Origin of the sequence: Kitasatospora sp. NPDC058046, assembly GCF_042885595.1 — a bacterium.
GTDB lineage: Bacteria > Actinomycetota > Actinomycetes > Streptomycetales > Streptomycetaceae > Kitasatospora.
In genome coordinates, this window is record NZ_JBHVRS010000001.1 from 344,191 (window position 1) to 358,609 (window position 14,419).

The following is a 14,419-nucleotide window of genomic DNA, read 5'->3' on the forward strand; positions in this document are numbered from 1 at the left end:
AAGGGCCTCTAACTACGGATTTTTAGCGTCTGACACCGGCGTCTGCGCGCATCGAACGAGCCACCCACGAGTAAGCAGTAGGTGCTGGCTACCGAACGGACGCTGGGCCGGGGCCTGGCGCTGGTCGACGGGCTCAACGCGGCGGTTCGGCGCGGGCCGGGCAGTGCGAGAGGGCTGGCCGGCGTGCTCGTCGCCGACCGGATCAGCCGCTGGCTGCGCACCGCGGCCACCGCCGCCCGCGGCATCGCGGCCAGCGGGACGGACACCCGGATCGGCGAACTCGTCGACGGCAAGGACGAGGTCGCCGACCTTGCCGCCGCCGTCGACCTGATGTCCCGCACCCTGCACCGCCGCCTCGCCGACGAGCAGCGCTTCACCGCGGACGTCGCCCACGAACTGCGCACCCCGCTCACCGGCCTCGTCACCGCCGAACCCCTGCCGCCCGGCCGCCCCACCCAGCTCGTGCAGAACCGGGTCCAGGCCCTGCGCGGCCTGGTCGAGGACCTGCTGGAGGTCTCCCGCCTGGACGCCCACGCCGAGTCCCCCGACCTCTCCGCCGTCCCCCTGGAGCGCGCGGCCCGCCGCACCGTCACCCTCATCGGCCTGGACGTCACCGTCGAGATCACCGCCGACCGGCAGGTCCGCACCGACCTGCGCCGGCTGGACCGCATCCTCGGCAACCTGATCCTCAACGCCCACCGCCACGGCGCCGGCCCGGTGCACCTGCACGTCGACGGCCCGCGGATCACCGTCCGCGACCACGGCCCCGGCTACCCCGAGGACCTCCTCCGGCACGCCCCCCGGCGCTTCCGCACCAACGCCCCCGAACGCGGCCGCGGCCACGGCCTCACCATCGCCACCGGCCACGCCCGCGTCATCGGCGCCACCCTGACCTTCGCCAACCATCCCGACGGCGGCGCCCTGGCCACCGACACCCGTCGGACCGGCACTTCCCGTTCTGCGCGGAGCCCCTGTCAGGTTCGAACCGACGACCCCCGCTTTACAAGTTTTCGGCGGGCAAGCCTCTGACCTGCGCAAACTTCGGCCACTTGGCCGGTGACCTGCGAGAATGCCTCTCTGGGGCTCTCGCAACCTCTCCGCGTTTCTCGGCCTCATGTGTGCCGATTCCGTGCTGCGAGGCGATCCGCTGGCCTTCTGGCCGCCGCCGATCGCCCCACTGCTCGGCTGGCCGGCGGCCCCATCAGTATCGCAGGCCCACGGCCCCCTCGCAGGTACCAAGCCGGGTCGGACAGCGCTGCGAGCCTGCGGGCAGCAGCGCGCCCTCGCCCACCCCAACTATCACGGAACGTAACCAAGGAGCTGACCGTGCACCTCGACACCATCACCCCCCAGCGGTTCGACGAGTTGATCTCGGACTCGACCATCCCTGTCGCTCACCGCGCTCTGTGGGTGCTGCTCGCGGAGGTCAAGTTCAACCTCACGGACTTCCTTTCCCTCGACGTCCGGGACGCGACCGACACCACGTTGTCCACCGCTGGCGCTTCTAAGACCGGGCTGACCGAGATGCTCATCCCGGAAAGTGCATCGGTCCTCCTCCGGGAGGCCATCGGCGACCGTACGGAGGGCGCCATCTTCACCGAAGACGGAAAGGCCATGTCCCGACAGGCGGCGACTCGGGCCGCACGCCAGTACGCCGCGTGCTCGATCCATGCGTTCCGCAGCTCGCGCTTTGCATGGCAGCGGCCGGCCAGCTAGGTCAACCTCGGGCGTCCTCCGGCCATGCGGTCGTCGTTTTGCGGTAGCAAGGCCGCGCAGCATGATTGTTCCGGGCCCGACTCTCCGGTAGCCAGGGCAGACCACGTGGCGAGCCGGAAAGGAAACATCATGGGCAAGGCCAGGATCTCGGGCAGGTTCCTCTATTGGTCCGATCGAGCCATCCAATCGCTCGCGGAGGACAACGGCGTGGACCTGGGGAGGAACTCACGACTCCAGGCCAACGTCAGCGCGACGGTTTCGCACCTTCCGGTATCGGCTCAGCTCCAGGGGGCTTTCAGCGGCAGCGAGAGGAAGACCCGCAACCGATCGGAGGAAGCTGAACGGATCAAGGAGGCGATGGGCTCGGAAGCAACCGAAGCCCTCGACCAAACGCCGAAGGCCGCGTGGGTCTGGACTGTCGGCCGGGTGAATCTCTCGAAGATGATCCACTATGCCAAGAACGACGGCCTTCTCGTCCACCTCCAAACCACCAACCGCGCCGGCCAGCGGGTCGACCTCTGCCTGTTCGGCAGCTTGGACAACCTCCACGGCAGCGGACCGCTCGACAGCTTCACCGGTGGCTGGTACTCCTCGGCCTACTTCGCGGTGCAGGAACTCCTGGAGACCCGGGGCCAGGTCAACACATCGCAGTGGGACGACCCTGAGGCCCTCTCCGTCGAGGTGCTGAGGATCGCGCTCGAAGAGGGCTGGTTGCCCAATTCGCAGCCAGGGCATCCGGAGACCCGCGGCCGTACGATCCTCCACGCGGAGGCGTGCGAACTCATGGCCGAGGTCTACACGGACGTCGTGCTCACCGAATCCCGATGGAACCTCACCGACGACCTACAGGGGGCCCAACGGATCATCGTGGGCCGCCCACTCTGGGTTCGCACCACCACCGAGGAGGCCGTGGTGCGCTACGCCGAGCTGCGCAACGGGCCGCGTTGGGCTCGCTGCTGGTGGCTGTTCAAAGCTCAGCGGTTCGTTCGCCAGCAACTCAGGTGGCTTCCGCTCCTCCACCGCAGGCCACAGCTGCTCCCGATGCCCGCCCCAGAAGAACTCGCACCTCAGCCGCGTCCGGAAGCCACACCGCCAAGCCGAAGTGGCGACACATGACCTGGGAGGCAACCACCGGCCCCTCATGACCTGCTCCACTTCGGGAGGAACACCGCCCTCCCGACCGCGGTTCAGCCGACGTCGGGACCGACCTCAACGCAGCAGCTGATGACCTACACCTCTCCACCCTGGTCGACGTCGGGCAGCGTCTTGCCCGTCGACCGCGACTCGTGCCTGCGCGAGGTGGTGTTCGCCCGGTGTCACCTGCCGCTGTAGACCGGGAAGGCGCTGTGCTCGCCGTAGTCCACGTCGCGCAGCTCACGCAGGACGTCCATGTCGTCGCCGGAGATCTCGAAGTCGACCTCGGCGTTGGCGCGCATGTGCTCGGGGTTGACCGTCTTCGGCAGCGATACCGTGCCCAGTTGCAGGGTGTAGCGGATGCACAGCTGGGGGACGGAGACGCCGTACTTCTGTGCCATCGCCTGGACTTCGGCGTTCTTGAGGATCGCGCCGTGGGCGATCGGCGAGTACGCCTCGACGAGGATCTGCTTGCTCTTGCAGTAGGCCAGCAGGTCGGAGGGGGTGTTGCCGGCGTGCACGAGCAGCTGGTTCACGTGCGGGACGACGCTCGCGCCCTCAAGGATGTTCTCCAGGTCGTGCTGCTGGAAGTTGGAGACGCCGATGGACCGGATCTTGCCGGCCCGGTGGGCGTCCTCCAGGGCACGCCACGCCTCGCGGTTGCCCTGGGCGTAGTCGCCGCCGCGGAAGTCGTCCCACGGCTGCGGGCTGTGGATCAGCATCAGGTCGACGCGGTCCAGGCCCAGCTTCTCCAGAGAGCTGTCGATCGCGGCGAGCGCCTGGTCGTAGTCCTTGATCTCGGCGGCGAGCTTGGTCGAGACGAACAGCTCCTCGCGGGGCACTCCCGAGGTGCGCACGCCTTCGCCGACGCCGCGCTCGTTGCCGTATGCCTGGGCGGTGTCGATGTTGCGGTAGCCGGTCCGGACGGCCGCGCGGACCGCATCGGCCGCCTTGTCGTCGTCGATGAACCAGGTGCCGAGCCCGAGCTTGGGGATCTCGACGCCGCCCGCCAGGGTGTAGGTCTCGTTCAGGATGCTCATGCGTTCGCTCCGCTCTTCGGCAGCTTCCCGTACGCCTCGTCGGTGACGGGCTCCAGCCATTCGTTGCTGACGTCCTCGCCCGGCGTGATGAAGGCGATGTGGGAGAACCACGAGTCGGCCTTCGCGCCGTGCCAGTGCTTGGTGCCCGCGGGGACGCGGACCACCGTTCCCGGCCCCATGCTGACGACCTCCTCTCCCTCGGCCTGGTACCAGCCGCTGCCCGCCGTGCACAGCAGGATCTGGTCGCCGCCCCCGGCGCTGCCGTGGTGGATGTGCCAGTTGTTGCGGCAGCCCGGCTCGAAGGAGACGTTGCTGACGGGAACGCTCCCCGAGGCGAGCGGGGCCAGGTAGCTCTGGCCGGTGAAGTACTGCGCGTAGGCGTCGTTCGTCTCCCCGAGGGGGAAGATCTGATCGAATCCGCTGTCGGTCATGGCGTTCTCTCCTTTCGGCCCGGCAGGCTCTATCGGCCGTGCGGGCTGTCGATGTGTCGCTCGCGGTAAGGGTCAGGCGGAGCGTTCGTCGGCGATCTTCTTCAGCTGCGTGATCGCGGTCATCGCGTTGGGCCATCCGGCGTAGAACGCCAGGTGCGTGATCGCCTCGGACAACTCCTCCACGCTCAGCCCGTTGTCCAGGGCGACGCCCAGGTGGTAACCGAGCTGCTCGCTGCGGTACAGCGCCGCCAGCACGCTCACGGTCACCAGGCTCCGATCGCGGGGGGAGAGCCCGGGACGCTCCCAGACGTCACCGAAGAGGACCTCGTTGGTGACCTCGACCAGCTTCGGGGCGATTGCGGCAAGCGCCTGGGGCGCGGACTGCTTCGGCATAACGGGGTGACTCCTTGATCGGGCGGCGTGGGCCGGATAGGTCCACGGTGTGTCGGTGCCGGGTCCGCAGCAGCCGCTGCGACCCGGGTGCTGACCGGTCCGGGCGGCGCCTGCGGCCTCTGGTATCGAGGAAACCGCAGGTCACCAAGGTGGAGAAGGGCCTGCTGTTACAGGTACTGGCAGGACCCCCCACGTCTGCGCCGTCCGGTCTAGCGTGGAAGGCATGAGCACCGAGAGCGACATCCGGGAGTTCCTGGCCTCCCGCCGCGCCAAGATCACCCCGCAGCAGGCCGGGCTGCCCGCCTACGGCGGCAACCGGCGCGTCCCCGGCCTGCGCCGCGAAGAAGTCGCCCTGCTCGCCGGCGTCAGCATCGACTACTACATCCGCCTGGAGCGCGGCCACCTCGCCGGCGCCTCCGATGAAGTCCTCGACGCCGTCGCGAACGCCCTCCAGCTCGACGACGCCGAACGCGCCCACCTGTTCGACCTCGCCCGAGCCGCCGCCAAACGCCCCACCCGCCGCACCCGCCGCCCCGCCGCAGCCCTCCCGGACAGCGTCCTGCGCGTCCTGGCCTCCATGACCGACTCCCCGGCCTTCATCCGCAACGGCCGCCTCGACATCCTCGCCACCAACCCCCTCGGCCGCGCCCTCTACGCCCCCTTGTTCCCCGACCCCACCGCGAAGACCACCAACATCGCCCGCGCCCAGTTCCTCACCCCCACCGGCCGCGACTTCTTCCCCGACTGGGAAACCGGCGTCAACACCACCGTCGCCCTGCTGCGCACCGAGGCCGGCCGCGCCCCGCACGACACCGAACTGACCGGTCTGATCGGCGAGCTCGTCACCCGCAGCGAGGAGTTCCGCACCGCCTGGGCCAAGCACAACGTGCGCCTGCACCACACCGGCCGGAAGGCGTTCCACCACCCGGCCATCGGCATCCTCACCCTGGACTTCGATGCCATGGAGCTACCGGCACAGCCCGGCTTGACCCTGACCGCCTACAGCGCCGCCCCCGGCACCCCCGACCACGACGCCCTGCGACTGCTCGCCACCTGGGCAGCCACTGAGCACCCGTCAGGCACAGACGGACTCGCCGACGTGTCGTCAAGGGACATCACTTCCGACCGGCTCTGACCACGCCCATCCGGCTGCCCCGTGCTACGCGGAATCATGAGTTGTTCGATGCCTACAGCGGGTCGAGTGCTGTCCAAACCCGCGAGCAACCGCTGTGGTTCTCGGTGAATAGAGCCATCCCCAGGCCCCTGCCAGCACCGCGCTGGTGCTCGGCGCATCGGCGTGGCGAAGTGCTGATCGCAACGGGTTCCCCTACTCTCCTATTGGGCCCGGAGGTGGTCCACGGCTGGCCGTTCGCCCGGACGAATTGTGCTGGAGAGCCGGCGGGTGGGATGCCCAACCTCCTCGCGATTCGCCGTGCCATCAGACGTCTTCACCGTCTCACTTCGCGGCGCAGTCCGGGCTGTCGCCAGCGAGGATCTCCAATGCCGCATGTCAACGACCGTGCGCGCCTCAAGCAGTACCTGGCCCTCATGTCCGTGCCTCAGCACGTGCTGCGGGCGGCAACGGTCAACGGACGAATCGAGCTGGACACCAAGGACGCCGGCCAGCAGAGGTTCCAGGCCCTTCTGTGGAATCTGTTGTTCAGCTCCGGTCGTTCTCACCCGTGGGACCACCGCGGTGGAAGGTCCTTCCGTGAACTCGCCGGGTACTACGAGTGGGTCATGCCCGTACCAAACCAGCTGACGATTCAGGTGAGCGTGGCTCCACGGGTAGCGCACTACCTGCTGCCGACGACCGCGACCTACGCTGACGGCTCACATGTGCACTTCGGCATCCCGGGCCTGCGGATCGAACGTGTCTCTGCCCGAGCCGTCCACTTGCTTCACCTGCCCACGCAGGGCCGTCTCGAACTGCGCGAATCCCACCATGGCACCGTGCGTTTGATGCACTCGCGCCTGCGGTGGGAAACCGGCTCCGACGAGACCCCGGAGAACCTCACGTTCTGGCACACCTCGGGTCTCACGGATGCAGAGGAGAGTGCTTCCCCGCACTGGGCGCCCACTCCGTGTACGCCGTTGCGCAGTGGGCTGATGGTGCGCGCGAGCACCTGGTGGAGGCACTGGCCCCACACCGCCGAGATCGTTCCCGCGCGCCGGAGCAACACCACCCGTTGCCTGACATGGCGAAAGGGGCCGTCCTGCGCTCAGGTAGGGGATCTTCTGGTCAACAGCGCCATCCGAATCGCCGACGCCGTCCACGACTCCGACCCTGACGGGCTCGATGTCAGCGTGCTAAGGCTCGGGCCAGCCGCCATCGAGTTGGCGCGGCCCAGCTAGCGGACCGCCGAGCCGCGTTCGGCCACCCCCACTGAGGGCGCTCGACGTGCGCTCTCCAGGTGCTGCGGGCACCGTCGAGCTATGGGCGTACTGGTGCTGCTGGAGGTTCTTGAGGGATTCGACCCGGATGAAGCCGACCCCGTCTTCATCCGGTCGGTCCACGCCGCCGCGAGCGATCCTGAGGTGCCGGAGGACCCGCTGCTGACGACGCTCTGTGGCATCAGCACCGATCCGTTGGTGCACACGCACTACCAGGCCGGTTACGGGGAGCCGTGGTATCCAGCAGCGTTCGAGGACCGACGATGCCGTGAGTGCGAGAGGGCACTTCGACGGCTCTGACCTCGGCACCGGGCCTGGGACCCTCGGCCGCGAACGGTCATGATCGTCAGCGGATGCGCGGACCGCGCTGGTCCTGGCGAGCCTGCGGCGGCTGCTGGACTTGCTGCTGCGGCGCGGCGGGGCGCTGGACTGGGGCCTGAGCCTGACGCTGTTCGACAGGCTCGGGTCGGCGGCCGGGTACGGGCCGGGCAGCTCGGGTGGGCTGTCCGCCACGCTGCTGGAGCTGCTCACGGTGGGCCTGGCGCTCGGCCTGGCGGCCGGCGCGGCGGCGTTCGGCGAGAGTCGGCTGACGTCGTTCTTCCGCCTGCGGCTGCTCGGGCTGGGTGGCCTCGGCGGTCAGCTGGCGGCGCTCGGTGAGCACGGCGGTGACCTGCTCGGCCACGGACGGCTGGGCCAGGGCGGCGTCGTCCAGGCGCGGGAGGTTAGCGAGCCAGGTGGCGCCGGTGCGGGTGGCGACGGTGCGCAGGATCTCGGCCTGGTCGGCCTCGGGAAGGGCGCGGTAGACGTCGGCGGTGAGCTGGTGGCGGGCCTGCTGGTCGGTGTTCCCGGTGCTGCTCGCCGGGCCGACCGGCGCGGCGGCGGTCCGGCGGGCAGCGAGGGCTGCCGCGGTGGCCTGCCAGTAGGCGTCGTGGCCGGTACGGCCTTCCTCGATGTAGGGACCGGCGGGCTGGATCGCGTTGTCGTCGGTGACCCGGTACTGGTCGCGGTAGGCGGCGACGACGGCGAGGTGCTGCTGCCACTGGGCACGCTGGGTGGGGTCGGTCGGGGCTTCGCCCAGGGTCCGGCTCCACTCCGGACGGTGCTCCACGGTGCGGTCGGCGAGCACCGAGAGCCGGTTGGCGATCAGGGCGGCGCTGTCGGTGAGGTATTCGTGGTGAAGCGGGTTCGCGGCGGTGGAGCGCGGGACGGCACTGATCCAGGCGGGGAGGTCGGCGCGGCCGGAGGCGGCGCGGGTGTGGGCGAGCACCTGCCGCTGGGTGTGCTGGAGCAGTTCGGGCAGGGCGGTGCGGCCGGTCACCTCGGAGAGGGCGGTCTCCGCGGTGGTACCGGTGTTCTCGATCGCCTTGAGGTTCCAGGCGAGGGTGCGCCACAGCTCCGCTTCGGCGCGGTCGCTCTGCTGCTCAGCGGTGGCCGGGGCGTTGGCGGCGAGCTGGCGGCCGATGCGCCAGGCGAGGACCTGGCTGAGGCTGTCGACGCCGGTGAGCGAGCGGCGCTCGGCTGCCTGGCGCAGCAGGGCGGCGGGTTCGTGGCCGGTGGTCTCGGCGCGGCGCAGGGCGGCGGTGAGAGCGGGCCAGCTGTCCTCGTTGCGGGCGCGGGTGAAATGCGCGTCGCCGAGGACGGTGGCGGCGAGGGCCTGGTGGCGGAGGGCTTCGGGGGCCTGCTGGTGGTTCTCGGGGATGCCGTCTTCGGCCAGGGTGGTGCGGGCGGCGCGGGTCAGGGCGGTGACCAGGTCGCTGGTGCCGATGGCCTGGGCGGTGGCGGTGGTGAGCAGGTTGGTGGTGTCGCGCCCAGTGCGTTCGGCGGCGGCCAGGGCGCCGGCGAGGTGGGGCCACTGCGGGTGGGCCGTGACCTTGTCGGTGGTGGTGTTGAGCGCGGTGGCGGTGGTGGCGGCGTAGCGGTTGAGGGTGTCGGCGGAGACGTGCGGGTGTGCGTCGGGGGCCTGGGCGGCGGCGGGCGCGATGCGCAGGGAGGCCGGTTCGGTGGTCGCGGTCTCGGGGTCGAAGCGGTGGGCGGGCAGGCTGGTGAGCTGCGCGACCAGGGCGGCGTAGCGGGTGGTGTCGGCGGTGGTGGGGGCGTTGAGGTGGGCGGGGGCGGGGCGGGAGTTGGTGATGGTGTTCAGGCGCCAGGCGAGGGCCTGGGCCGGGGAGTCGGCGGGGGTCAGGTCGCCGCGCCAGGTGGCGGCGGCGATCAGCCGCTCGGGCTGCCAGCCCATGGTTTCGGCGTTGCGCAGCGCGCGGGTGACGGCGGTCATCGCGTCGTCGGCGGTGATCTGTTCGGCGAGGGCGGGGCCGAGGAGTCGGTGGATGAGCTGGTGGTAGTAGGGGGTGGTCAGGGTCTCGGTGGCGTGCTGGTGCCGGGGTACCAGGGTGGCCAGGGAGACGGCGTCCTCCTGGGCGTTGCGGATGGTCTCGGTGGCGGAGAGCTGGGCGCCCTCGCGGCCCAGAACGCGCTCCAGGACCTCGCGGGCGGCGAAGGAGTCGGGGTCGTTCTTGGGCCGGTCGAGCTGCTCGTCGGTGTCGAACGGGAGGAGTTCGTGGGTGGCGGTGTAGAGGGTGGTCGTGTGGCGGGCGCGGGTGAGCTGGACGTACAGCTCCTCGCGGGTGGTGTCGTCGGTGACCAGGGGGTGGGCGGTGTCGACGGTGCCGCCCTGGGAGCGGGTGATGGTGGAGGCGTAGAGCAGCTGGACGTTGGCGGCGACGTACTCGGCGGGCAGGGTGAGACGTCCGCGGTGTTCCAGGTGGCGAACCTTCAGCGAGCCGTCCTCGTGGCGCTTGAGGATCTCCCAGGCGTCGCCGTTCTTGAGGAAGTCGCGGCCTCGGTTGGTGGTGAGCTTGCGGTCGTTCTCGCGGGTGACGATCCAGTCGCCGCGTCCCGCGCGGTTGCCGTCGCGCAGCAGGACGCCGTCCGCCTCGACCTGACCGGCGGCCACGCGGTCCTCGCGGGCGCGAGCGGAAAGGGCGGTGACGTCGGTGCCGGTGCGGGCGCTGATCAGGGTGGTCCGACCGGCGAGCATGTCGGCCTTCCAGCCGTCGTACGCGGCCTCGACCATGGCGGTGCGCGAGCCGCTGACGACCCGCTGGTTGGCGAAGTAGAAGTCCAGCCCGGCGGTGTCGCCGGTGCGGATCTTGAGGGTGGCGGCGGCCTCGGTCTTGTTGCTGAACCGGTGGAGGGTGGTGAGTTCGACGGCTCCGGCTTCGGCGGCGATCAGCCGCAGCGCGCCGCCCGCTTCGACGCTGCTGAGCTGGCGGTAGTCACCGAGCAGGCGCACGGTCGCGCCGCGCTGATCGGCGATCTTGACGAGGTTGTCCAGGTTGAGGGTGCCCGCCATCCCGGCCTCGTCCACCAGGACGACATCGCCCGGGTTCAGGACGAAGCCGGACCGGCTCTTGGGCACGTTCCGGCCGCTGAGCAACTCGCCCATGTACGTACCGCCGGTGTACTCCCAGAGGAACTTGTGGAGGTTCTCGGCGGGCTGCTTGAGGTCCTTGGCGAGGACGGCGGCGGAGGCTGCGGAAGTGGCGAGCGGGACGACGCGCTGGCCGGCCTGGTTGGCGACGTGGACGTACGCCTGCATCGCGGTGGTCTTGCCAGAGCCGGCCGGGCCGAGGCCGAGGGAGACCATCCGGGTGTCCGTGATGAACGCGGTGACGAGGGCGCGCTGGCCCTCGTCGAGCGCACGGTTCCGGGCCTCGAAGCCGTCCAGGGCGGCGCCGACGAAGGCCGGGTTCGGGCCCACGGTGACGGGGGTGAGGGCTGCGGTGACCAGACGGCGTTCGGCGTCCAGGATGGCGGTGCTGGTGTAGCGGGTGGAGGCGTGCTGGACGAACACGGAGTCGCCGTTGGCCCGGCGCAGTTCCTCGGGCTCGGTGAGCAGGGCGGGGGCGTCGATGCGGACGCTGTGCACCGGGGAGACGGCCTCGGTGACGATCGCCTCGACCAGCTGCTGGTGCTCGGCGGTGCTGGTGGCCGGGTGCTCCGAGCGGACCAGGCGCTCGGCGTGGGCGCGCAGGTTCCACACCGTCCACACCGCGCGCTCCTCACCGACAGCGGTGATGACGGCGGCGGCCAGAGTGGGGATCTCGACCGGCTTCGGCTCCTCCTGCTGGGCAGTGGCCGGGGCGCTTTCGGACGCGGGAACGGCCGCCATCACGCGCTGGACGATGTCCTGGCCGTGGGCGGTGGTGACGGTCTGGGTCCAGTCGGCGCGCATCTCCTCAAGGGAGCGGGCGGCCTTCTTGCCTTCGCGGGTGTCGAGGTTGGCCTGGCGGGCGAGCTGGTGGGTCATGCCGCGGGAGGGGTCGTGCCCGTGCTCGCGCCGGTACTCCCGAAGGAGCTGCTCGTAGCGGGCTTCGATCTCGGTCCTGCGGGAGGAGAAGTGGGTGATCGCCTCGACGGGGACGCCGACGATCTCGCGCACCGGCTGGCGCTTGGTGGCGGAATCCTCACGGGCCTCGAAGGTGACGCCGAGCCGGGCGGTCAGCTCGGTCTCGAACCGCGAGTTGTAGAACTCGGAGGTGGCGACCGTCATCGCCAGGAGGCCGCGGGCGTCCAGCGAGCGCCACTTCCCGTCGACGCCCTGGATCTTGTTGGCGAGGACGACGTGGGTGTGGAGGTTGGGGTCGCCGGCCCGGGAGTCGAAGTGGTCGAACGCGACGGCGACCAGGCCCTTGGTGTCGATCTGGGCCTGGCCGGTGCTGCCGGTGCGGGTGTACGCGGCGTTCTCCTCCAGCAGCTCCAGCGCGGCGTCACGGGCGGCCTCGTGGGCTGCGCGGACGGCGGCGCGGACCTCCGGGCGCTCGTCCAGCGCCCACAGCACCGCGGCGGACTTCACCGGGGCGAAGACCAGGTCGAAGCCCGCGACGGCGGCGCGCTGGCGGCGGGACTCCTCGTGCTGGACCTTCTTGATCTCGGCGCTGCTGGGGGTGCGCCGGGTCTCCTTCTCGATGACGGCCAGGCGCCGCTCGACGCGCTCGGCGAACGGGTCCAGCGGCTCGTACTCGGGGTACTTGCGGCCGAGGGTGGCGGCCTTGATCGCGGCGGCCTGGACGGCCTTGAGCTGCTCATCGTCCATGTCGGCGCGCACGTTGGCGGCCAGGTGCTCGGCGATGATGCGCTGGGCGTCCGGGTGCTGGCCCAGGCCGAACAGGTGCTTCATCTGCTGCTCGGTGACGGTGGTGCCGTCGAGCTCCAGCAGGGGCGCGCCGCGGCCGAGCCAGACGCCCGCCGGGTTGCCCTTCTGGGTGTAGTACTCCTCTGCGGACTGACCCCGCTGACGCTGTACGTCGCCGCCCGCGACCTGGCGCGTCAGGTAGGTGTAGCCGTTGCCAGCGGTGAGCTTGTGGATGGTCATCAACGCGACCACCCCCAGCTTTTCCGGTTGCGGATGAGGGTAGGCACAACGGCTATTCGAGCCGCCGATTCACCTGCCTCATCAAATGCCATGTGAGTACTTTAGCCCCGCGCAGCGGACCATGCTCAGAATATCTGCAAGAGGTGTCTGGATGACTTGGCCTGACTGGCATATGGCCAGCTCAGAGCCTCTCGCTGAGCAGTTTCAGTGATTCGCCTCTCGGTTTTTCTATCGAGGCTTCTCGACTTTTATCGACTCCTATCATGCGAGGATCTACAGGGTTTATCACCTGCGGTTTTGCGGCTATGGTGCTGGCATGAACGGACGAATTTCGGCGTCGCGGGCCAGTGCGGTTCGGGCGGCGCAGAAGGCGAAGGCAGCGCGGGACGCGGAGCGTCTCCGGCGCGAGAAGCAGGTGGAAGCGGCGCTGACCGACTTCTACGAGCAGACGGGGAGGGCGGAGCAGCTGCGCGCGAGCGCGAGCGCGCGGGCGGCGAAGGTCCTGGCGGACGCGGAGGCGGCTGCGGTTGAGCCGGAGCGACGGGCGCGGGAGGCGGTGGTCGCGCTCCACGGTCTGGGCGAGCCGCGTGATCAGATCGCCGAGCTGACGGGGCTGGCGCTGGGGGACGTCCGGACGATCCTGGCGGAGTCGGCCGGGTCGGCCGCGCTGCGGGACTGCGGGCGCGGGGCCGGGCCGGAGGTTGCGGCAGGGGCCGGGCCGACGGGCTCGGCGGTCGGCTCCGGCAGCGTCGAGGTCGGCGAAGCGGTACCGGGGTGAGCGGAAGGTCCGGGCGTTGCCGGGTGCCGCCCGGGGTGAGGAACGACGACGGCGCTGCCGACCGTGATGGTCGGCAGCGCCGTCGTCGTGTCGAGGTCCGGCTACCTGCGCCAGAAGGTGTCGAAGGCTCGGGGGTCGTACCGCGTGCCTTCGTCGGTTTCGATCGGGGTCGGGCAGAGTGGGTCGCCGGTCTCCCGACCGCGCTTGAGTCGCCGGCTCACCGCGCTGAGAGTGACTCCGTAGTGGGCGGCCAGCTCGGTCGCCGAGCGGACGGGGCCGACCAGCCAGGCACGGTGTTCGACGGTGCCCTCCTGGTCGTAGCCGAAATCGCGCAGCACGGCCGCCTGCTCGGCACTCGGCTTCCCCGTCTCGGGGAGGTACCCGAGTTCGACGAGGACGGCGGTCTGCTCCGGGGAGAGCGGACCCGACTCGGGCAGGTAGCCGAGACGCCAGAGGACCGGCAGCAGGGCGGCGGCAGGCCACACCCGCGAGCGGCCCACCTTGCCGCTGCTGAGATCAGCGATCTCGGGGCGGCGGACCAGGGTCTTGACAGCTTCCTTGCCCCGGCCGGTGAGCCGTTCGATGGCGGCGGTGGTGAGCACGTCTGACGTCGGCGTGGTGGCCGGCTTCTCCGTCGTGACCGGGGGTTCGACGGTACCTCGGGGACCGGTGCGGCGGTGGCGTCGGCTGAGCCACGCCTTGACCTCGCCCCAGTTGTACGTGCCCAGGGCATCGCCGACCGGGAACGGGTCGCTGCTGTCCTTGTAGTGCGTGCGCATCGGGCTCAGCGTGCCGCGAGCGATGCCGGTTCGATCCGCGATGTCGGTGATGGTGACCCGGTCGGTGTCCGCCCCGGGCAACTCGGTGACGTCGACCCGGGCGGCCTGGTGGGCTCGCATCCACTTCACGCAGGCATCGCGCGCGAACCGCTGCTCACCTGCGTCCTCCAGCCCGGTGCCCTCCGGCCACTGCGGGTCCTTGATCAGGCGGCGGACGGTGAACTCGGACAGGCCGGTCGCGCTGGCGATGTCGGCGACGCTGAGGCTGTCGGACGGGGCAGCGGCCAACCGCTCGGCAAGCGTCACGGGGGCCATCGGCTAGGTCTCCTTCGGGTAGGCCGGCGGGAGTGACGGCCTCCCTGTTCCGACATGCACTAATCTAC

12 protein-coding genes are annotated in these 14,419 nt (G+C 70.3%); 7 read left to right on the forward strand and 5 right to left on the reverse strand.

What is annotated here, in order from left to right; genetic code table 11:
* Positions 1-81 precede the first annotated feature (81 nt).
* From ACFVU7_RS01590 to ACFVU7_RS01600, 3 genes are all read left to right on the forward strand, one after another.
* Complete coding sequence (locus ACFVU7_RS01590) at positions 82-1,029, forward strand: sensor histidine kinase (RefSeq protein ID WP_388043701.1); 948 nt, start codon at positions 82-84, stop codon at positions 1,027-1,029.
* Positions 1,030-1,326: 297 nt separating this feature from the next.
* Positions 1,327-1,716, forward strand: coding sequence for a hypothetical protein (locus ACFVU7_RS01595; RefSeq protein WP_387926678.1), 390 nt, complete (start codon positions 1,327-1,329; stop codon positions 1,714-1,716).
* Between the two features lie 129 nt (positions 1,717-1,845).
* Positions 1,846-2,832, forward strand: coding sequence for a hypothetical protein (locus tag ACFVU7_RS01600; protein ID WP_387926676.1), 987 nt, complete (start codon positions 1,846-1,848; stop codon positions 2,830-2,832).
* A 200-nt stretch (positions 2,833-3,032) separates the two neighbouring features.
* Here ACFVU7_RS01600 and ACFVU7_RS01605 read toward each other — a convergent pair whose 3' ends face one another.
* The 3 genes from ACFVU7_RS01605 to ACFVU7_RS01615 all read right to left on the reverse strand — a co-directional run bounded on the left by ACFVU7_RS01605 (position 3,033) and on the right by ACFVU7_RS01615 (position 4,714).
* Complete coding sequence (locus tag ACFVU7_RS01605; RefSeq protein WP_387926674.1) at positions 3,033-3,890, reverse strand: aldo/keto reductase; 858 nt, start codon at positions 3,888-3,890, stop codon at positions 3,033-3,035.
* Positions 3,887-4,321: a cupin domain-containing protein gene (locus ACFVU7_RS01610; RefSeq protein ID WP_387926672.1), complete on the reverse strand. Its 435-nt coding sequence runs from the start codon at positions 4,319-4,321 to the stop codon at positions 3,887-3,889. Before ACFVU7_RS01610 ends, ACFVU7_RS01605 begins: the two co-directional genes overlap by 4 nt.
* A 72-nt stretch (positions 4,322-4,393) precedes the next feature.
* Positions 4,394-4,714 (reverse strand): carboxymuconolactone decarboxylase family protein, encoded by a 321-nt coding sequence (locus ACFVU7_RS01615; RefSeq protein WP_387926670.1) that lies wholly within the window; start codon positions 4,712-4,714, stop codon positions 4,394-4,396.
* 223 nt (positions 4,715-4,937) lie between these two features.
* On the opposite strand from ACFVU7_RS01615, the gene ACFVU7_RS01620 reads away from it, so the two are divergent.
* The 3 genes from ACFVU7_RS01620 (at position 4,938) to ACFVU7_RS01630 (ending at position 7,408) form a co-directional block, all read left to right on the forward strand.
* On the forward strand, positions 4,938-5,849 hold the full coding sequence (locus ACFVU7_RS01620; protein ID WP_387926668.1) for a helix-turn-helix domain-containing protein: 912 nt from the start codon (positions 4,938-4,940) through the stop codon (positions 5,847-5,849).
* Between the two features lie 365 nt (positions 5,850-6,214).
* On the forward strand, positions 6,215-7,069 hold the full coding sequence (locus ACFVU7_RS01625; protein ID WP_388043703.1) for a hypothetical protein: 855 nt from the start codon (positions 6,215-6,217) through the stop codon (positions 7,067-7,069).
* A gap of 81 nt (positions 7,070-7,150) precedes the next feature.
* The gene (locus ACFVU7_RS01630; protein ID WP_387926664.1) at positions 7,151-7,408 is read left to right on the forward strand and encodes a hypothetical protein; all 258 of its coding nucleotides are present in this window, start codon (positions 7,151-7,153) and stop codon (positions 7,406-7,408) included.
* Between the two features lie 46 nt (positions 7,409-7,454).
* Here ACFVU7_RS01630 and mobF read toward each other — a convergent pair whose 3' ends face one another.
* Positions 7,455-12,479 (reverse strand): MobF family relaxase, encoded by a 5,025-nt coding sequence (gene mobF, locus ACFVU7_RS01635; protein WP_388043705.1) that lies wholly within the window; start codon positions 12,477-12,479, stop codon positions 7,455-7,457.
* A 316-nt stretch (positions 12,480-12,795) separates the two neighbouring features.
* On the opposite strand from mobF, the gene ACFVU7_RS01640 reads away from it, so the two are divergent.
* Positions 12,796-13,257, forward strand: coding sequence for a hypothetical protein (locus ACFVU7_RS01640; RefSeq protein ID WP_388043707.1), 462 nt, complete (start codon positions 12,796-12,798; stop codon positions 13,255-13,257).
* A 101-nt stretch (positions 13,258-13,358) separates the two neighbouring features.
* Here the strand turns inward: ACFVU7_RS01640 and ACFVU7_RS01645 are convergent, their stop codons facing one another.
* Positions 13,359-14,351 carry a hypothetical protein gene (locus ACFVU7_RS01645; RefSeq protein ID WP_388043708.1) on the reverse strand — a complete coding sequence of 331 codons (993 nt, stop codon included), beginning with the start codon at positions 14,349-14,351 and terminating at the stop codon, positions 13,359-13,361.
* Positions 14,352-14,419: the final 68 nt, after the last annotated feature.